General features: G+C 69.7%; 15 protein-coding genes, 1 pseudogene and 1 other annotated feature. Of the genes and pseudogenes, 10 read left to right on the forward strand and 6 right to left on the reverse strand.

Features of this window, described 5'->3' with window-relative positions:
• Positions 1-37: 37 nt before the first annotated feature.
• Positions 38-1,266 (reverse strand): IS3 family transposase gene (locus JOF43_RS10195; protein WP_209901451.1). Its coding sequence is split into 2 segments (ribosomal slippage): positions 38-975 and positions 975-1,266, totalling 1,230 coding nucleotides; the frame shifts between segments, so codons are not numbered across the junction.
• Positions 886-988: a sequence feature (AL1L pseudoknot), on the reverse strand. Its footprint overlaps the gene before it by 103 nt.
• A gap of 416 nt (positions 1,267-1,682) precedes the next feature.
• On the opposite strand from JOF43_RS10195, the gene JOF43_RS10200 reads away from it, so the two are divergent.
• Both JOF43_RS10200 and JOF43_RS10205 read left to right on the forward strand, forming a co-directional pair.
• Complete coding sequence (locus JOF43_RS10200; protein WP_209901713.1) at positions 1,683-3,047, forward strand: dicarboxylate/amino acid:cation symporter; 1,365 nt, start codon at positions 1,683-1,685, stop codon at positions 3,045-3,047.
• Between the two features lie 64 nt (positions 3,048-3,111).
• On the forward strand, positions 3,112-3,921 hold the full coding sequence (locus tag JOF43_RS10205) for an SDR family oxidoreductase (protein ID WP_209901715.1): 810 nt from the start codon (positions 3,112-3,114) through the stop codon (positions 3,919-3,921).
• Here JOF43_RS10205 and JOF43_RS10210 read toward each other — a convergent pair.
• A pseudogene (locus tag JOF43_RS10210) lies at positions 3,918-4,883 on the reverse strand (IS481 family transposase); the annotation flags it as partial. The gene JOF43_RS10205 and the pseudogene JOF43_RS10210 overlap by 4 nt on opposite strands.
• Before the next feature lie 53 nt (positions 4,884-4,936).
• Here JOF43_RS10210 and JOF43_RS10215 point away from each other — a divergent pair.
• Both JOF43_RS10215 and JOF43_RS10220 read left to right on the forward strand, forming a co-directional pair.
• Positions 4,937-6,286, forward strand: coding sequence for an IS256 family transposase (locus tag JOF43_RS10215; RefSeq protein ID WP_209898137.1), 1,350 nt, complete (start codon positions 4,937-4,939; stop codon positions 6,284-6,286).
• A 454-nt stretch (positions 6,287-6,740) separates the two neighbouring features.
• Positions 6,741-6,965 carry a hypothetical protein gene (locus JOF43_RS10220; protein ID WP_209901717.1) on the forward strand — a complete coding sequence of 75 codons (225 nt, stop codon included), beginning with the start codon at positions 6,741-6,743 and terminating at the stop codon, positions 6,963-6,965.
• 42 nt (positions 6,966-7,007) lie between these two features.
• On the opposite strand, the gene JOF43_RS10225 is transcribed toward JOF43_RS10220, so the two are convergent.
• Positions 7,008-7,280: a 2Fe-2S iron-sulfur cluster-binding protein gene (locus JOF43_RS10225; protein WP_209901719.1), complete on the reverse strand. Its 273-nt coding sequence runs from the start codon at positions 7,278-7,280 to the stop codon at positions 7,008-7,010.
• A 165-nt stretch (positions 7,281-7,445) separates the two neighbouring features.
• Positions 7,446-7,766: a hypothetical protein gene (locus JOF43_RS10230; protein ID WP_209901721.1), complete on the reverse strand. Its 321-nt coding sequence runs from the start codon at positions 7,764-7,766 to the stop codon at positions 7,446-7,448.
• Between the two features lie 191 nt (positions 7,767-7,957).
• Here JOF43_RS10230 and JOF43_RS10235 point away from each other — a divergent pair, with 191 nt between their 5' ends.
• The 4 genes from JOF43_RS10235 to JOF43_RS10250 all read left to right on the forward strand — a co-directional run bounded on the left by JOF43_RS10235 (position 7,958) and on the right by JOF43_RS10250 (position 14,303).
• On the forward strand, positions 7,958-8,695 hold the full coding sequence (locus JOF43_RS10235) for a response regulator transcription factor (protein WP_342592138.1): 738 nt from the start codon (positions 7,958-7,960) through the stop codon (positions 8,693-8,695).
• Between the two features lie 9 nt (positions 8,696-8,704).
• Positions 8,705-10,225, forward strand: coding sequence for a sensor histidine kinase (locus JOF43_RS10240; protein WP_209901723.1), 1,521 nt, complete (start codon positions 8,705-8,707; stop codon positions 10,223-10,225).
• 268 nt (positions 10,226-10,493) lie between these two features.
• Positions 10,494-13,790, forward strand: a complete 3,297-nt coding sequence (gene ileS / locus JOF43_RS10245; protein ID WP_209901725.1) for an isoleucine--tRNA ligase — start codon at positions 10,494-10,496, stop codon at positions 13,788-13,790.
• Positions 13,791-13,874: 84 nt separating this feature from the next.
• Entirely contained in the window at positions 13,875-14,303 is a 429-nt protein-coding gene (locus JOF43_RS10250) for a hypothetical protein (protein ID WP_209901727.1), read from the forward strand.
• A 46-nt stretch (positions 14,304-14,349) separates the two neighbouring features.
• Here JOF43_RS10250 and JOF43_RS10255 read toward each other — a convergent pair whose 3' ends face one another.
• Entirely contained in the window at positions 14,350-15,930 is a 1,581-nt protein-coding gene (locus JOF43_RS10255; protein WP_342592139.1) for a WXG100 family type VII secretion target, read from the reverse strand.
• Positions 15,882-16,661 (reverse strand): hypothetical protein, encoded by a 780-nt coding sequence (locus JOF43_RS10260; protein ID WP_209901729.1) that lies wholly within the window; start codon positions 16,659-16,661, stop codon positions 15,882-15,884. The genes JOF43_RS10255 and JOF43_RS10260 overlap by 49 nt, the downstream gene beginning before the upstream one ends.
• A gap of 194 nt (positions 16,662-16,855) precedes the next feature.
• On the opposite strand from JOF43_RS10260, the gene JOF43_RS10265 reads away from it, so the two are divergent.
• Both JOF43_RS10265 and JOF43_RS10270 read left to right on the forward strand, forming a co-directional pair.
• Complete coding sequence (locus JOF43_RS10265) at positions 16,856-18,244, forward strand: bifunctional folylpolyglutamate synthase/dihydrofolate synthase (RefSeq protein ID WP_342592140.1); 1,389 nt, start codon at positions 16,856-16,858, stop codon at positions 18,242-18,244.
• 2 nt (positions 18,245-18,246) lie between these two features.
• The gene (locus JOF43_RS10270) at positions 18,247-18,660 is read left to right on the forward strand and encodes a DUF4233 domain-containing protein (protein ID WP_209901732.1); all 414 of its coding nucleotides are present in this window, start codon (positions 18,247-18,249) and stop codon (positions 18,658-18,660) included.
• Positions 18,661-18,662: the final 2 nt, after the last annotated feature.

Consider the following 18,662-nt stretch of genomic DNA (forward strand, 5'->3'; position numbering starts at 1 on the left):
ACGGCACCATGAAGCGCCCTGGGTTCCGTTCCGGCTTCTATGTGGGGGCCGTTGAGGGCTCCCGGGTCTGAGCGTAGGCCTTCTCGACCTCGATCGGAGTCGAGTAGTCCAGGGCCTGGTGGAGCCGCTGGTGGTTCCACCAGTGGACCCAGTTCATCGTCGCGAATTCGACCTCGGTGACCGACGGCCAAGCGGGCCGGGCGTGGATGAGCTCGGCTTTGTAGAGCCCGTTGACCGTCTCTGCCAGGGCATTGTCATAGCTGTCGCCGCGGGAGCCGACAGAGGCAGCGATGCCCGCTTCGGCCAGGTGCTCGGTGTATCGAACGCTGACGTACTGACTGCCACGGTCGCTGTGGTGGATCAAACCCCCGATGGCCTGGTCTTTTGCTGCGATCAAAGCGTGTTCGAGGGCCTCGAGCGGGAGGTCCTCTGTCCGCATCGTCGCCCTTGTTGCCCAGCCCGCGATCCGGCGGGAGAACGCATCGATCACGAAAGCCGTGTAGCAGAATCCGCTGGTCGTGCGGACGTAGGTGATGTCTGCGACCCAGAGCCGGTTCGGTGCGGGAGCCTCGAAGTTCCTCTCCACGAGATCCGGCCGTCCATCGGGCAGCGGCGAGGGCTGCGTGGTGCGGGGCGTCCGCCCGCGGATCACACCGTGCAACCCGGCTTTGCGCATCAGCCGAGCGCACTGATCACGACCGATGTCCCAGCCCTCACGCCGCATCGCGTGCCAGATCTTCCGCGCCCCATAGACCCCGTAGTTCTCGGCATGGATGCGCCTGATCTCTTCGATAAGCACGCGATCGCGCAGGTCACGGTCGCTTGCCGGTCGAGTCTTCGCGGCGCGGTAGCCGCGTGAAGTGATGAATCCACCCTCGGTCGCCGCGAGGGTGCGGCAGATGAGCTCGACCCCGAACTGATCGCGATACATATCGATGTAGGCGATCATCTCGTCGAGGGGCGGTCGAGCTCCGCGGCGAAAAACGCTGACGCTGACTTCAGGATCTCGTTCGCCCTGCGCAGCTCCGCGTTCTCACGCTTGAGCCGGCGAATCTCGGCCTGGGCCTCGCTCGAGAGCCCAGTTTTGGCCCCTGCGTCGATCTGAGACTGCTCGATCCAGCGCCGCAGCGACTCCGTCGAGATGTTCAGCTTCGGCGCGATCTCCTTGATCGCCTGATACTGCGTCAGGCCTTCATCGGCCTCCATACGGTCCACGACCATGCGCATGGCACGGTCGCGGAACGACTGTGGGTACTTGCTCGGCATGTTCCAATCCTCCTCGTATCAGGATCGGAACGGAACCCAGGGCGCTTCACCACCCGGCCAGCAGCAGGCCGGGCCGGGTTCTCCTCGGTTCTCGCCGTCACCAGACCCACCCTGTCCCCCTCGACACACCCCACGCGGCCACCCGTTGCCGGTCCGTGCGAGGTCCAACTCTGACCCACACACTCGAACTGGTGCCCGAATACTCACACCAGTTTAGAACCAGTATTCGCTCCACACAAGAGCCGATCAAGGATCACCCAAAATTGTGGATAACCCACACTGGGGAGGAACAATGATTCCCGTGCAGCGGCCAATGATGTGACGTGGCGCAGGTCCTGCTCGCGCCGCGTCGCGGCGGACGGGACGTCCCGTCTACTCTGACCCGGTCCCGACCCCGCAGCAGAACCGGATCTCTCATGAACACCGTCGACCACTCCGTGGCCTCCGACAGGACGGGCGACGCTGCCGACGCCGCGGATGGCGTCGGCCCGCAGGCCGCCACCGACGCGCTCGGCGCGACCGCCACCTCCGGCGTGGCCCCTGCCTCCGACTCGCCCGGCACCACCAGGCCAGGTCGCCCCCGCTTCGGCCTGCTGCCCCGCATCGTCGTCGCCATCGTGCTGGGCATCCTGCTGGGCCTGGTGATGCCGGAGTCGGTCGCCCGGGTCTTCACCACCTTCAACGGACTGTTCTCGGGGTTCCTCGGCTTCCTCATCCCGCTGATCATCGTCGGCCTGGTCACCCCTGCGATCGGAGAGCTGGGGCGCGGAGCAGGGAAGATGCTGGCGGCCGCCGCGGGCATCGCCTATCTCTCCACGGTCCTGTGCGGTGCCTTCGCGCTCGCCCTCTCCCTCCTGCTGCTGCCGCGGATGCTCGGCGGTGAGTCCATCGGGGCCCTCGAGAACCCCGAGGACTCCGCGATCGCGCCCTACTTCGAGCTCGACGTGCCCCCGGTGTTCGACGTGATGACCGCGCTCATCCTGTCGTTCTGCCTGGGCATCGGGCTCACCCTCGTGCGCCGCGGCGCTCTTCAGGAGTCCTTCGAGCAGCTGCGCACGATCATCGTGCGCATCATCGAGGCGATCATCATCCCGCTGCTTCCGCTGTACATCTTCGGCATGTTCCTGGGCCTGACCCTGAACGGCCAGATCTGGACCGTGATCGGCACCTTCCTCGCCGTGGTCCTGCTGGTGTTCGCGATGACGGTGGTGGTGCTGCTGGCGCAGTACGGGGTGGCCGGCTGGGCCATGGGCCGCAATCCCCTGAAGATGCTGTGGACCATGATTCCGGCCTACGCGACCGCACTGGGCACCAGCTCATCGGCGGCGACCATCCCGGTGACCACCGAGTGCGCCAAGCGCAACGGCATCCCGGACGCGATCGCCGACTTCGTGATCCCGCTGTGCGCGACGATCCACCTGGCCGGCTCGACCCTGAAGATCACGACCTTCGCGGTCGCGATCATGATCGTCACCGGTATGCCGCTGGACATCGGGGCGCTGGTCGGCTTCGTGTTCATGCTCGGCGTCGTGATGATCGCAGCGCCCGGTGTGCCGGGCGGCGCGATCATGGCCGCCGCCGGCGTGCTCTCCTCGATCCTCGGCTTCGGCGAGGCGGCGGTCGGGCTGATGATCGCCGCCTACATCGCGATCGACTCCTTCGGTACGGCCACCAACGTCACCGGCGACGGGGCGATCGCGGCACTGATGACGCGACTGTCCAAGCGGCGCGGGTCCGGGGACCTGGAGGATCGGGAACATCCGCAGGTGCAGGGTGTCTGAGAAGCCGGGGTGCGGGTAACCCGTGAGCGGACCGGATGCCCTCCGGTCCGCGTACCCTGAGGTCATGACCGACTCGTCCGCGTCCCCGTCCGCCGTCGCACCGTCCGCCGAGGGGGTCGCGCCCCTCACCGCAGTGGTGACCGGGGCCTCCTCCGGGATCGGTCGCGCGACCGCAGCCCGTCTCGTCGCCGACGGCTGGCGTGTGCTCGCCGTGGCCCGTCGCGAGGACCGCCTGGCCGGGCTCGCGGCGGAGAGCGGTTGCGAGGTGCTCGGTGTCGACGTCACCTCCGACGAATCCGTCGAGCGGCTGGTCGCGCGGGCCGAGGAACTCTTCGAGGGCTCGCTGAACGCCGTGGTCCATGTCGCTGGTGGCGCGCTCGGTGTCGAGCCCGCGGCCCGGGCCGACCTCGACAAATGGCAGCGCATGTACGACATCAACGTGCTCGGGGCAGTGCGGGTGACCCGTGCCCTGCTGCCCGCCCTGCGGGAGAGCGGGCGTGGTGATCTGCTGTTCGTCACCTCCGTCGCGGGGCAGGAGGCCTACCCCGGCGGTTCCGGCTACAACGCGGCCAAGGCCGGGGAGCACATGCTCGCCGCCGCCCTGCGTCTCGAGCTCAACGGAGAGCGGATCCGCGTCATCGAGATCGCCCCCGGCATGGTGCGCACCGAGGAGTTCTCCCTCGTGCGGCTCGGCGACCAGGCTGCGGCCGACGCCGTCTACGACGGGGTCGAGAACCCGCTGACGGCGGAGGACTGCGCCGATGTGATCTCCTATGCGCTCAACGCTCCGCATCACCTCAACCTCGATCTGGTCACCGTGAGGCCGCTCGCGCAGGCTGCCGCCCATCGCGTGGCGCGCCACCAGGGGGTCTAGGTGTAGTTGGTCATGACGTTGTCGACGCCGGTGTGAAGTCGTGAGGCCGGGGGCTGGTCGCCGCAGGCGGTGTGGGGTCGGTGGAAATTGTAGTGATGGACCCAGATCGCGATCGCTTCGCGCCGCTCGGTCTCGGAGCCGTAGGGGCGGGCGTAGAGGCACTCCTCGGCCAGGATCCGCTGGTAGCGCTCGATCTTGCCGTTGTGGCGAGGTGTGTAGATCCTCGTACGCTGGTGCCGGGAGATGAAAGCGCAGGTCGATCGCCGAAACGCTGAGGCGGTGTAGTTGCTGCCGTTGTCGGTGACCAGCCGCGTGATCCAGGTGATGCCGTGCGCGGCGAAGAACACGCGGGCGCGATGGAAGAACCCGATGGTCGTGATCGCTTTCTCGTCCTCGAGCGACTCGGTGTAGGACAGGCGGGAGAAGCCGTCCTCCATGGAGTGGAGGTAGGTGTAGCCGACCTTTTGCTTGTGGGCGCGCTTGCCGGCGAGGGCCAGTTCGCTGCCACGACCATGGGCCCGCCAGCCGCCGCCGTCGGGAATCTGACCGACCTTCTTGACGTCCATGTGGACTATGTGGCCGGGGTAGCGGGCGGTGATCTTCCCTGGTGAACGCAGGTTCTCACCGTCTGGGGTGATATCGCGGATCCGGTTCAAGCCGAGGCGGTCCAGCCACCTCGTCACCGTCCTCACGCAGCACGCGAACCCGTGGCCGTCGGCGAGCTCGCGGGCGATCCGGCGCGCGGACCACTTCCTCTTCCGCCGCCAGGACTCGATCAGCTCGAGCACCCAGATCGGGAGGCGGGTGGGGCGGTTCGCCGGCGCGCTGGAGTGGTCTTGCAGGCCTGGGTCGCCGTGCTCGCGGTAGCGGCCGACCCATTTCGAGAGCGTGGTGCGAGCGATGTGAAACTCGGCCGCGACGTGGGCGATCGGGCGACCGGAGTCGATGACCTGCGCGAGGGCGTGTCAGATGGTCTGTGTAAGCCGTACCGAGAGGAACGGTAAGAATCATGACCATGACCGATGAGAAGCAGCAGCCGAGTGACGAGCCCTCGGGCCAGGACCTGGTCGAGCAGCTGAAGGCCTCGGGACAGCTCGATGCCCTGTTCGAGCAGATCGATGACGGAAATGTCGAACTCACTGGTGACGGTGGATTCGTGCCAGCACTGGTCAAGGCCGCGCTCGAGCGGGGCCTCCAGGCAGAGCTGACCAGCCATCTGGGTTATGAGAAGGGCTCCGCGCGGGCGTCGGAGCACGCCAACTCGCGCAATGGGAAGACACCGAAGACGGTCGCCTCCGAGGTCGGGCCGATCGAGTTGGACATCCCCCGCGACCGGGGCGGGTCGTTCATCCCGCGCCTGGTCCCCACGGGCCAGCGGCGCCTCGGTGGGCTCGATGACATGATCATCAGCCTCTACGCGGGTGGGATGACGATCCGCGATATCCAGCACCACCTTGCCTCCACGATCGGCACGGACCTGTCTCACGAGACGATCAGCAACATCACCGATGCCGTCAGCGAGGAGGTCCTGGCCTGGCAGTCACGGCCGTTGGAGGAGTTCTATCCGGTGATCTACCTCGACGCGATCCGGATCAAGATCCGGGAGAACAACCAGGTGATCAACCGCGCCGCCTACATCGCCGTCGGAGTGGATCTCGAGGGGATCAAGCACGTGCTGGGGATCTGGGTCCAGGACACCGAGGGATCGGCGTTCTGGGCCCACGTCTGCGCGGACCTCGCCAACCGGGGCGTGAGGGACGTGCTGATCGTGTGCTGCGACGGGCTGAAAGGCCTCCCCGAGGCGATCGAGGCGACCTGGCCGGACTCGATGGTCCAAACCTGCGTGGTCCACCTGATCCGAGCCTCGATGCGGTTCGTCGCCTACCAGGACCGCAAGAAAGTCGCCGCTGCGCTCAAGCCGATCTACACCGCGCCCAGCGAGGACGTCGCCCGGCAGGCGCTGGCCGAGTTCGAAGCCTCCGACCTCGGACAGAAGTACCCCTCAACCGCTGCGACCTGGGCAAACTCGTGGGAGCGGTTCATTCCGTTCCTGCAGTTCCCGCCGATGCTCCGCAAGGTCATCTACACGACCAACAGCATCGAGTCGCTGAACTTCCAACTACGGAAGGTGACCAAGAACCGCGGCCACTTCCCCTCCACGGACGCGGCGGTGAAGCTGCTCTGGCTAGCGATCTGCAACATCGAAGACAAACGCGCTGCCGAACGCGCTCGGGACCACGGCAAGCCCGCCGGCCAGCGCAAAGCCCAGGGCCGACTCGTCGAGGGCCAGATCGTCACGAACTGGAATCAAGCCCTCGCCCAACTCGCCGCGGCCTACCCCGACCGAATCAACCCCTACCTGTGACCACCCCGCTTACACAAACAAATTGACAGGCCCCTGCGCGACAGCTCGCTGCCTTCCAACGACGGTCAGCGGCGCATTACGGTGGTGCATGGAACGGGCCTCTTCCTGCGAGACGGTTGCTTAGACACCACCCATCGTGCAGTCCAGGGGCCCGTTCCTTCATCCCATACGCCGTGACCACAACGTCATGACCCGCAACATCTAGGCCGCCGCGGATCGCGGACTGCGGGTCACGCGTCGTGTGCGGGGCACTGCGGGAGAACGACGAACGTGCCCGACGACGCCGTGCGACCCGGCCCCCGTCTACGACCAAAGGTGTAGACGGATCTCCTCCCGCGGCCCGATGTGCCGCCGGCGCGGACCGAGGGAGGATCGGGTCATCACCCGGTGCCCGAGCGCAATCGGCTCGCGGATCGGGCGATCACCGCCGCACCCGAGCCTCCAGGACGTCATCATGACGACGATGCCCCCCGACACCTCCTCGCAGCATCAGCGCGAGCGCAAGCCCTCCGTCGGCCGCCCGGTGCTCTTCGTCGTCCTGCTCGCGATCGCCGCGCTCGGCGTGCTGGGCCTGCTCGTGGCCGGACCCAGCATCACGCTGCCGGTCGCGGTCGCCGCGGCCGGCGGGCTGCTGAGCCTGGTCGGGATCGCCTGGGCAGTGGCCGGTCCGCGTCTGTGACCGGTCGTTGCTGATCACACCTCGCTGATCAGTCGCCTCTGATCAGACGTCGATCTCGATCTCGCCCTCGCCGCGGGAGACGCACGTGATCATCTGATCCTCCTGTTCGTCCTCCATGAGGAACTCGTCCAGGTGCTCGACCTGCCCGGAGACCAGGGGAACCACGCACGTGCCGCAGACGCCGCCTTCGCAGGAGTAGTCCATGTCGACGCCGGCGTCGAGGAGTGCCTGCAGGAGAGATTGCCCTTCCGCGACCTCGACCGTCATCCCGGACTTGAGGCACTTTGCGGTGAAGGGCTCTCCGAACAGCGACATCCTCGCTCCTTCTGCGTCGACCGCCCGAGCAGGCGGATTCTGGGACACCCAGCTTCCCACGAGGGGGCGTCGGGGAGAAGGTGAGGCCTGCCTCACTTCGCGGTCGATCGGTGCGGCGCGGACCCGCTGCACGACGTGTCCGCGGAACTCCTACGCGTCGTCCTCCTACGCGACGTCCTCGTCCTCGGTCCGCGGCGGCGCAGTGACCTCCGTGTCCCCGCCCTCGAGCGGGGAGACCCAGACCCGGTCGTGCGAGGGTTCGGCGGTCCCGGACGGGCTCACGGCCAGGGCGGCAGGGCCGAAGCTCATCACCAGCAGGGCGGCCGCACCCAAGGCGGCGGCGCCGGCGGTGGCGCGGTCGCGCAGACCTCGCTCCTCGACGGGGGCAACGGCTGAGGGGGCGAGGGCCGAGGAATGCTGCGCGCGCTGCGCAGCGTCGTCCGGTGCCGTCGAGGGGCGGGGCGCTGCGTCGGTCTCGTCGTCCATGTCGGTTCCTCCTTCAGGGACCAGCGGCGGTCTGCCGATGCACCCCATCCCAGGGCCTGAAGCTGTGCTGGTGCTGTGCACGCGGATCGGGTTCTCTGTGATCAGGGCGGTCAGGCCGTTCCGCCCAGGGGCGACGCGCCGGGCGGCGCTACGCTCGGAGCGCACACCGCCACTGGAACCAGGAGTTCTTCGTGCCCGACAAGTCCGCCATCGCCGCGCTGCCGCCGCTCCAGCACCCTGACGGCAGCCCGGTGCGCGTGCTCGTCGTCGAGGACGAGCCCACCATCGCGGACCTGCTGCGTTTCCCCCTGGAGATGATCGGCTGGGAGGTGACCACGTGCGGGGACGGCCTCGAAGCCGTGCGGCTGGCGCGGGAGAGCACCCCGGACGTGCTCGTGCTCGATCGGATGCTCCCCGGGATCGATGGGGTCGAGGTGCTGCGTCGCCTCCGCGCTCTGCACCCGGAGATCCCCGCGCTCCTGCTCACGGCGATGGATGCGGCCGCCGACCGGATCGGCGGTCTCGCCGCCGGGGCCGACGACTACGTGACCAAGCCCTTCACCATCGAGGAGGTGCTGCTGCGCCTGCACCGGCTGGTCCAGCGCTCGGGGGTGGTCGCCGAGAGCAGCAACGAGCTGGTGGTCGGTGACCTGGTGATGAACCTGGACACCCATGAGGTCACCCGGCGCGGCGAGGCGGTCGCCCTCACCGCTACCCAGTACCAGCTGCTGCACTACCTCATGGAGAACCCCCGGAAGGTGCTGTCGAAGTCGCAGATCCTCGACGCGGTCTGGAACTACGACTTCGGCGGTCAGGCCAACATCGTCGAGCTGTACATCTCGTACCTGCGCAAGCGGATCGATGTCGGGCGGGAACCGATGATCCATACCGTGCGCGGCGCCGGCTACGTGCTCAAGCCGGCCCTCTGACGGATCGCGATGAACACCCCGGCCCGCTCCCACCCGGAGACCGCCCCCCGGCCCCGCCGCCGTCGGCGTGACCTGCGCACCACGCTCGTCGCGGTCCTGGTCGCGACGGTCGCCGTGGTCTGTCTGGCCGTCGGCATCGTCACCCACGCGAGCCTGCGCACCCAGCTCGACGCCGAGCTCGACGCCCAACTGCACCGCGCCGCCGACCGCGCCGTCGACCGGGTGCAGCACGCCGCCCCCGACGGAGGGCCCGCAGGCGCCCCGGAGCCGCTGCCGAGCCCGCCCAGCGACGGGACCTCCACCCCCGAGCCCGAGAGCGGTGAGTTCGAGCTGACCGCGCACGGCGAGGACGAAGAGCTCCTCAAGGCGGTCTGGCGGGACCCGGAGGGAACCGTGCACGCGCTGTCGGCCGAGGACGTCACGGTCCTCGAGGAGGCGCTGGACGAGCGGGGGGACGGACCTCCCACCACGGCCCCGCTGTCGATCGGGACCTACCGGGTGGTGGCGCGTGACCTCGGCGACGGCACCCTGGTCGTCACCGGCCTCCCCACCGACCGGATGCGCTCCACACTGCTGCGACTGGACCTGACCCTGCTCGGCGCAGGGGCGGCCGCCCTCGTCGTCACGGGTATCGGAGGCTCGTCGATCATCCGACGCACCCTGCGCCCTCTCGACGGGGTCGCGCAGCTCGCCTCCGAGGTCGCGAGGACCCCGCTGGAGCACGGCAGCGTCAGCCTCGAGCGCCGCGTCCCCGCCGCACACACGGTCCCCGGCACCGAGGTCGGCGACGTCGGCCGTGCTCTGAACCATCTGCTCGACAACGTCGAGGGCGCGATCGAGGTGCGCCAGCACAGCGAGGAGGCGATGCGCCGGTTCATCGCCGATGCCTCCCACGAGCTGCGCACCCCGCTGACCGCGATCCGCGGATACGCCGAGATGCTGCGGCTGACGGAGGACCTCGGCGAGCGCGGCCTGCAGTCGATCGATCGCCTCGAGGTACAGTCCGCCCGGATGACCGCGCTGGTGGAGGACCTGCTTCTGCTGACCCGGCTCGACGAGCACGAGCCCCGTCCCGAGGAGGACGTCGACCTCGGCGAGATCGTCATGGAGTCCGTCATGGACGCCCGCGCCGCGGGCGGCGACCATCCCGTGGACGTGCGAGTGCCCGACGACCCCGTCGTCGTGCCCGGAGATCCCCGTCAGCTCACCCAGATCCTGGTCAACCTGCTCTCCAACGCGCGCAAGCACACCCCGGCGGGGACCGGGATCGACGTGCGACTGCGCGAGGCCGACGGGAGGGCCGAGCTGGTGGTCGCCGACGCCGGCCCCGGCATCGACCCCGGGCTGGTGCCCGAGGTCTTCTCCCGCTTCACGCGAGCCGACCGGGCTCGCTCGGGCGCCGAGGGCACCACCGGGCTCGGCCTCTCGATCGCGCGGGCGATCACCGAGGCCCACGGCGGCACCATCGATCTGGCCTCCCGGCCGGGCCGTACCGTGTTCACCGTGTCTCTTCCGCTCGTCGGCGCGTGACGGTCCCCGGGCCGCCGCGTACACTGACCGCCAACGGCATCGACCCGGCCATCACCGGCGAGCCGCGGGAAGAACCGCCTCCGCCCTCTCGAGGGCGCGGGACGTAAGTAGAACCCGCCGGGACCAGCCCGTCACAGCTGAGGATCGAGGGGACGGCGCACCCGCCAGCGGGAGCGCGGTCAACCGAGGTGGTACCGCGTCGCCGGCCCGTGCCGGCGGACGTCCTCGGGCAGCAGTGCCGACGCCCGTCCCTCGGAGGTCCCTCCCCATGGTCTACCCGGTCAGCGGAGACCCGCTCGTCCCCTCGCCGAACCTGCCCGCGCTCGAGAACGCCGTCCAGGAGTTCTGGCGGACCGACGACACCTTCCGCGCCTCGATCGCGCAGCGCGAGGGCGCCGAGGAGTTCGTGTTCTACGACGGGCCGCCCTTCGCCAACGGGCTGCCGCACTACGGGCACCTGCTCACCGGCTTCGTCAAGGACGTCATCCCGCGCTTCCGCACGATGTGCGGGAACAAGGTCGACCGCCGGTTCGGCTGGGACACCCACGGCCTGCCCGCCGAGCTCGAGGCGATGCGGGAGCTCGGCATGACCGAGAAGTCGGAGATCGAGGAGATGGGACTCCAGGCCTTCAACAACGCCGCCCGCAACTCGGTGCTGAAGTACACCAAGGAGTGGGAGGACTACGTCACCCGCCAGGCCCGCTGGGTCGATTTCGAGAACGATTACAAGACCCTCGACGTCACCTTCATGGAGTCCGTGCTGTGGGCCTTCAAGACGCTGTACGACAAGGGGCGGGCCTACGAGGGCTATTACGTGCTGCCCTACTGCTGGAAGGACCAGACGCCGCTGTCCGCGCACGAGCTGCGCATGGACGACGACGTCTACCAGGAGCGTCAGGACCAGACCGTCACCGTGACCTTCCCCTTCACCGGGGAGAAGGCCGAGCAGTTGGGGCTGGAGGGCGTGAAGGCCCTCGCCTGGACCACCACCCCGTGGACGCTGCCCACGAACTTCTCCCTCGCCGTCGGCCCCGAGCTCGAGTACGCGGTCGTGCCGGCCGGACCGCTCGGCGCGGCCGACGGCACCGCCGCAGGAGAGGGGCGGTACCTGATGGCGACGGCCCTGATCGGCTCCTATGCCAAGGAGCTCGGCTACGAGAGCGCCGAGGCCGTCCTCGCCACGGTCGAGGAGCGCGTCTTCGCCGGGCGCGAGCTCGAGCACGTCGCCTACCAGCCGCTGTGGACGGTCTACTCCGAGGACCGCGAGAAGTGGGGCACCCAGAACGCGTGGATCGTGACGGTCGCCGATTACGTCTCGACCGACGACGGCACCGGCGTGGTCCACCAGGCCACCGCCTACGGCGAGATCGACCAGCAGGTCAATGCCGAGTACGGGATCCCGGTGATCGTCTCCGTCGACGACGGCGCGCAGTTCCTGGACTACTTCGCCGGCACCGACCTCGACGAGATCGCCGGGGTGCAGGTGTTCGAGGCGAACCGTCCGCTGATCCGCAATCTCCAGCGCAGCGGCCGGCTCGTGCGCGAGGCCAGCTACGTGCACTCCTACCCGCACTGCTGGCGCTGCCGGAACCCGCTGATCTACAAGGCCGTGAGCTCCTGGTACGTGAAGGTCGCCGATCAGCGTCAGCGCATGCTCGCGCTGAACGAGCAGATCGACTGGGTGCCCGGGAACGTCAAGGACGGCCAGTTCGGGCGCTGGCTCGAGGGTGCCCGCGACTGGGCGATCTCCCGCAACCGTTACTGGGGCTCGCCGATCCCGGTGTGGAAGAGCGATGATCCGAACCACCCCCGGGTCGAGGTGTACGGCTCGCTCGCGGAGCTCGAGGAGGCCTTCGGGACCCTCCCGCGCGACGAGCACGGCGAGGCCAACCTCCACCGCCCCTACATCGACGAGCTCACCCGGCCGAACCCCGACGATCCCACCGGGGCCTCGACCATGCGCCGCATCCCCGAGGTGTTCGACGTCTGGTTCGACTCCGGCTCGATGCCGTTCGCCCAGGTGCACTACCCGTTCGAGAACACCGAATGGTTCGAGTCCCACAATCCGGCGGACTTCATCGTCGAGTACATCGGACAGACCCGTGGATGGTTCTACGTGATGCACGTGCTGTCCACCGCGCTGTTCGACCGGCCTGCGTTCACCTCGGTGATCTGCCACGGCATCGTGCTCGGCGAGGACGGGCAGAAGATGTCCAAGTCGCTGCGCAACTATCCCGACGTGCGCGAGATGTTCGACACCTACGGGGCCGACGCGATGCGCTGGTTCCTCATGAGTTCGCCGATCCTGCGCGGAGGCAACCTCGTGGTCGACGAGCCGAAGATCCGTGACGCCACCCGCCACGTGGTGCTGCCGCTGTGGAACGTCTGGTACTTCCTGGGCCTGTACGCGAACGCCGCGGGGGAGAAGGACACCGACGGTCGCCCGGCCGGATACCGGGGCCGCCCCCGTTACGAGTCCGACGACGTCATGGACCGCTACCTGCTGGCCCGCACGGGTGACCTGGTGCGCGCGGTGCGCGAACGGATGACCGCCCTGGCGATCGCCGATGCCGCCGAGCTGATCCAGGACTACCTCGACATGCTCACCAACTGGTACGTGCGACGCTCCCGCGACCGCTTCTGGGAGGGCGATACGCAGGCCATCGACGTGCTCTCGACCTGCCTCGAGACCCTGTGCCGGGTCACGGCACCGCTGCTGCCCATGGTCACCGAGGAGATCTTCCGGCAGCTGACCGGCGGACGCTCCGTGCATCTGACCGACTGGCCCGACGACGCCCGGTTCCCGCAGGACGCAGCGCTGGTCGCGCAGATGGACGACGTCCGCGCCATCGCGAGCGTGGGCAACTCCCTGCGCAAGAAGGAGCAGCTGCGGGCCCGGCTGCCCCTGGCGGAGCTCACCGTGGTCCACCACGATCCGCGCTCGTTGGAGGCCTTCACCGCGCTCGTCGCCGATGAGCTCAACGTCAAGGCCGTGCGTCTGCTGGACGTGGCGAGCCCGGAAGCCCAGGGCATGGGCGTCGAGCAGCGGCTCACCGTCAACGCGCGCGCCGCCGGCCCTCGCCTGGGCAAGCAGGTCCAGGCCGTCATCAAGGGCGCGAAGTCCGGCGACTGGACGGTGGACGAGGACGGAGCCGTCACCGCCGGTGGCATCGAGCTCGCTGCGGGGGAGTACTCGCTGGACCTGGTGGCGGGGGAGTCCGCGGCGATGGAAGGGCGGGCCGTGGGCGTGCTGCGCGGCGGCGACTTCCTGGCACTGGACACCCGCGTCGGCCCCGAGCTCGAGGCCGAGGGAACGGCCCGCGACGTCGTGCGCGCCATCCAGGCCGCCCGCCGCGAGGCCGGACTCGACGTCTCGGACCGGGTCCGCCTGAGCGTGGACGGCGACGAGCTGGTCGTGGCGGCGGTCGCCGCGCACCGCGAGCTGGTCGCCGGAGAGGTGCTGGCCGTGGAGCTGGCCGTGCCCGCCGCACCCGCCGAGGGCGCGCACGCGGCGCGCGAGAAGGTCTCCGGCGGGGCGGTGACGGTGTCGGTGGCGAAGGCCTGAACAGGCCCCGTGATGGGATGCTTGCCTCGAGACGCGGGCGCACGACGGCGAGAGACGTGACCCGCGTCGGGAAGGGACGGGACGATGATGGGACGGCGACCTGTGCTCGCTGCGGGCCTCGCCCTGGGCGCCTCCGTGCTCAGCGGCTGCGGCCTGCGAGGGAGGACACTGGACGAGGCGCTGAACGAGGCCGCCGGGAACGTCGACGGCGTCACCTCCTCGGCGCTCGAGACGGTCACGGGGGCGGAGTTCCAGCGGGCGATCCGAGGCCGGGTCGAGATCTCCGCCGCCCGGCGCGAGCAGGTGCTGGAGATCTTCGGTGAGGTGATGACCGCTCTGGTCGATGCCGCCTATGCCCAGGCAGATGCGGACAGCGAAGGGTCACGCGTGGTGGGGGCGATCACCGCACTGAGCTCGGACGGCGAGGAGTACGGCATCTGGGATCTGCGACCGGACCTCGAGCAGTCCGCGGGACGGCTCGATGCGGTGCTCCTCTCGGACTTCGCCGAGTAGGGGCCCTCGGGCTCCTGGGCCCGTGCGGGTTGGGGCTCGTGCGGATTCAGGGCTCGCCGCGCCCGACGGTCACCACCTGTGACCGGGAGACGTACGTGCCGTCCCCGAGATACACCCCGGTCAGGTCGTTCTGCAGGGTCGACAGCGTGGGATCGCTCGCCGTCGCACGGGCGACGGATCCGGAGTAGCCGCCGGCGGGGTCATGGCCCGGCCCCATGGAGTCGTGGTTGGCCTCGAGCACCGGGACGGGATCGACCCCGGTGACGGGATAGGGATCCAGCGTCACCTCGTGGCGATTGGGGGCGCTCAGATGCGTCCCGCCGGGCTGTGCGCCGTCGAGATCCGTCGCGGCGATGAGGTCGCCGCTGAAGCCGCGGGTCCCGATGCCGGCCTCGTGGTTGACGTTCACGGACTGGGTCGAGTCCTGCGCCGGGACGACGGTCTGTACGGGAGAGCCGACCGAGAACGCATGGGTGACGTTGTAGGTTCCGGGCTCCCCGGAGGAGCTGTTGAAGCTCGGATCCGCGGCGAGGTGGTTCCCCACGATCCCGCCCTGGCTGTGGCCGACGAGCAGGACGTCCGCCCCGGCAGGGACGTCCGCGGCCTCCAGGGCCGCACGCACGTCGTCCATCGCCGCCGGATGCTGCCCGGCCACCAGGCGCAGGTTCGAGCCCCAGTCACGGGAATTGCCCTGGCCCCCGTAGGCCTCGGGCACCTCGGTTACGGCCGCGCCCTCGGTGGGAGGGACCTGCACGATGTAGGCGGGGTCCCCGCCGTGGGCGCCGCGGACCTCCTGGATACCGATGGTGCCGGCCTCCAGAGGGGTCTGGCCCGGATTGTCCCGCCGCAGTCCGTCGTTCCGGGCGATCAGATCCTGCAGGTCCTGAGGGGAGGAGGACGGGCCTTCCACGGTCTGAACCCCCTGGACGATGCCCCCGGGGCGGTCATCGAGGAGCGCGGTGTCCTCGCCGGAGACCGCCTCGTACACGCCGACCCCCGCCGAGCCGGCCGTCAGCAGCGCGGCGGCACCGAGCTCGGCGAAGGTCGGGACGCGCTCGCCGGTGGCCCAGTCCTCGAGCACCCCGCCGAGATGGTCCGCGTCGCGCTGGAACTGCGCGATCCCTTCGGTGTTCACCCCGAGGGTGTCCAGCCCGCCCTCGAGCAGGTCGATTCCGGTCTCGAACCCCCAGCCGATGGTGTCGGAGGCCCGGCCGGCGAGGTCGGACGCGGCCCCGCCCACGTGCCCCTCGAGCCAGACGGGGAGCCAGGGATCCTCGTCGTGGCGGTCGCCGCTCCTCGGGGCCGGCCCGCCGTCCTGCGCGGAGGCCGCGTCCTGCTCGTCGGCCTCGGCGATCCCGTGCGCTCCGACGTCGAGCAGCTGCGTACACAGCGAGGCGATCGTGGAGGCGGCCAAGTCGTTCCATCGCATGCGGAAGGCCTCCGCGTCCGGGCCCGTCCACCCGGCGCCCTGCACCGAGGCGTCGAGTCGGTCCCGCAGCCCGTCGACGTCGCCGGAGACGGTGCGCAGCCGCTCGCCGTGCGCCCGCACCGCCTCCGTGTCCATCCCCTGCCAGGAGCTCATCGCGAGCCGTCCCGGGTGGAGCACGCGGCCGCGAAGCGCAGACACTCTTCGAGGATCGGCAGCACGGTACCCAGCACGTCCCCGTCCTCGACCGGGTGGACGGCGACGAGGGCCGCTTCCGTGCCGTCCATGCGGTAGAGCCCCCGGCCCCCGCGCACCCACAGCCGGGACCAGGTCTCCGGGTCTTCCGCGACCTCCCCCGAGGGGTCGTGCAGGGTCAGGGACACCGCGACCCGCGGCCCCTGCGTCGTGAACGCCTCGAGCAGGCGCGGGTCCAGATCGTCCGCGACGGCGAAGGCATCTGCCGCGGCGGTGCCGCGGGCGAGCTCCTGACGGACCTGTTCGATCTGCGCCGACGTGAGCCGCAGGCCCTCGTCGTCCTGCCGCACGCTCAGTCGCGGCGGGGCGCTCGTGTATCCGGCGGGGGCGAGCAGCTCCTCGACCAGCGTCGGCACTCGCTCCGCAGAAACGGCGGACCAGGTCGACGGGGCGTCGTCCCGGGAGAACTCGACCGTCGTCCCCGCGGGGTGCAGCCCGAGACGCAGGCGCCCGGTCGAGGACGTCTCGCTCACGGCTGCGACCAGGAGGGCACGGGCGGAGAACTGGTGGCGGAGGATCTCCTCGGAGCCGGGGTCGGCGTCGATCTCCTCCACTCCGGCACCGAGGTGAGCCGGATCGGGGACCAGCGCCCGGTACACCGGGTTCCAGTCCTGGAGCGGGGTGGACGCGACGACCCGGCGGGCCGCCTGCTCCACGCTCGCGGCCAGCAGCGACATGACCGTCCTCCTCGCGTGCTCGGGCCGGCTCCGCCGGCGCAGGTGATGTTCCCGAGACTATGAGTGCGGAGGTCATCGGCCCATGGGGACAACTCCCCATGTGGATGATCACCGCCTGGGGAGGAACGTTCGCCCAGCGGCCCCTCGTACACTGATCAGCGCCCCGCCCGCCCCCATGCACCCCAGGAGCCGTCGTGCTGAGTTCTCCCCGCCCGGGCGCGTCCCGTCCGGCCCTGTCTCCCGAGCTGCGAGAGGTGTACGCCGCGCTGCTCGAGCGGGCACCGGAGAACCGGATCGAGCCGGACCTCTCGCGCATCACGCGAGTGATGGAGCTGATGGGCGATCCGCAGCGCGCCTACCGATCCATCCGCATCGCGGGCACCAACGGCAAGACCACCACGGCCCGGATCCTCGAACGGATCCTGCGCGAGGCCGGTCTGCGCACGGGCCGCACCACCAGCCCGCACCTGCACTCGCCGGTCGAGCGGATCGCGATCGACGGTGTCCCCATCGACGAGGAGGGGTTCCTCCAGGCCTACCGGGACGTCGAACCGTTCGCCGCGATCGTCGACGCCGAGTCCGAGGCCGCCGGCGGAGTGCCCCTGACCTACTTCGAGTACCTCACGGCGATGTCCTTCCAGGCCTTCGCCTCCGCCCCGGTCGACATCGCGGTGGTCGAGACCGGACTCGGGGGCACCTGGGACGCCACCGGCGTCGCCGCGCCCGACGTCACCGTGGTCACCCCCATCTCGATGGACCACCAGGACTACCTGGGCGACACGATCGCGCAGATCGCGGGGGAGAAGGCCGGGATCCTCACCGCCGAGGCCACGGCGGTCATCGCCTCCCAGCCGTACGAGGACGCGGCCGACGTGCTACGCCAACGCATCACCGAGCTCGGCGCCGAGGCCGCGGTCGAGGACCAGCAGATCGGCGTGCTCGCCCGCACTCCCGGCGTCGGCGGCCAGATGCTGACCCTCCAGGGGATCGCCGGACGGTACGAGGAGGTCTTCCTCTCGCTGCTGGGAGAGCATCAGGCGCGCAATGCCCTGCTCGCCGTCGCGGCCGCCGAGGCGCTGCTCGGTGACGGGGGCACCGTGCTGGACGGGGAGATGCTGGGCGCGGCCCTGGCCTCGATCACCTCCCCGGGACGCGCGGAGGTGGTCCGGCAGTCGCCGACCATCCTGCTGGATGCCGCTCACAATCCTGCCGGAGCCATGGCGCTGGTCGGGACCGTCCGCGAGAACTTCCGCTTCACCCGCACCGTCGGCCTCGTCGGCATCCTCCAGGAGAAGGATGCCGAGGATATCCTCTCGGTCCTCGAGCCGCTGCTGGACCACGTCGTGATCACCCAGTCCTCCTCACCCCGTGCGATCCCGACCGACGTCCTCGCCGATCTCGCCCGCGATGTCTTCGAGGACGAGGACCGGGTGCTCGAGCAGGGCAGCCTGCCCGATGCGATCCAGGTCGCCGTCGACCTCTCCGAGACCGAGGGCGACCAGTTCGGCGGGGTGGTCGTGGCCGGCTCCGTAACGCTCGCCGCCGAGGTGCGGGACCTGCTCGGCGTGCCGCGGGAGGACTGATCATGGCGCCGGACCTGACTCCGTCCCCGCGCCCCCACGGGGCCCAGCGGATGTTCTCCGCGACCACCCTCGTCATCGAGGCCTTCGTCGTGTTCTTCGCGGTGCTGGTGGCCCATCAGCTCGCTCCCGATGCCCGGGTCAGCACCTGGGTCTGGGGGATCCTCACCGCGCTCGCCCTGGTGGCATGCTCCGGGATGCTGCGCCGCGGGGCCTGGCCGTACTGGGTCGGGATCGCCCTGCAGGTCCCCACCATCTTGCTCGGTCTGCGGGTCGGCGCGATGTGGGTGGTCGGGATCGCCTTCGCGGCGCTGTTCGTCTACGGGGCCTTCAAGGGCCACCAGCTGGACCGGGAGAAGGACACGGTGGACGCCCGGGTGCGGGCGGCACGCGGTGAGGACCCGAGCACGGAGTCCTGAGA

The sequence above is a fragment of the Brachybacterium sacelli genome (genome assembly GCF_017876545.1).
GTDB lineage: Bacteria > Actinomycetota > Actinomycetes > Actinomycetales > Dermabacteraceae > Brachybacterium > Brachybacterium sacelli.

Excerpts from the sequence above, each read along its gene's own strand:
- JOF43_RS10215 (WP_209898137.1), top strand. The coding sequence starts at position 4,937 with ATGACCGATGAGAAGCAGCAGCCGAGTGACGAGCCCTCGGGCCAGGAC.
- JOF43_RS10260 (WP_209901729.1), bottom strand. The coding sequence starts at position 16,661 with ATGTCGCTGCTGGCCGCGAGCGTGGAGCAGGCGGCCCGCCGGGTCGTC.
- JOF43_RS10230 (WP_209901721.1), bottom strand. The coding sequence starts at position 7,766 with ATGGACGACGAGACCGACGCAGCGCCCCGCCCCTCGACGGCACCGGAC.
- JOF43_RS10220 (WP_209901717.1), top strand. The coding sequence starts at position 6,741 with ATGACGACGATGCCCCCCGACACCTCCTCGCAGCATCAGCGCGAGCGC.
- ileS (WP_209901725.1), top strand. The coding sequence starts at position 10,494 with ATGGTCTACCCGGTCAGCGGAGACCCGCTCGTCCCCTCGCCGAACCTG.
- JOF43_RS10205 (WP_209901715.1), top strand. The coding sequence starts at position 3,112 with ATGACCGACTCGTCCGCGTCCCCGTCCGCCGTCGCACCGTCCGCCGAG.
- JOF43_RS10270 (WP_209901732.1), top strand. The coding sequence starts at position 18,247 with ATGGCGCCGGACCTGACTCCGTCCCCGCGCCCCCACGGGGCCCAGCGG.
- JOF43_RS10240 (WP_209901723.1), top strand. The coding sequence starts at position 8,705 with ATGAACACCCCGGCCCGCTCCCACCCGGAGACCGCCCCCCGGCCCCGC.
- JOF43_RS10225 (WP_209901719.1), bottom strand. The coding sequence starts at position 7,280 with ATGTCGCTGTTCGGAGAGCCCTTCACCGCAAAGTGCCTCAAGTCCGGG.
- JOF43_RS10250 (WP_209901727.1), top strand. The coding sequence starts at position 13,875 with ATGATGGGACGGCGACCTGTGCTCGCTGCGGGCCTCGCCCTGGGCGCC.
- JOF43_RS10200 (WP_209901713.1), top strand. The coding sequence starts at position 1,683 with ATGAACACCGTCGACCACTCCGTGGCCTCCGACAGGACGGGCGACGCT.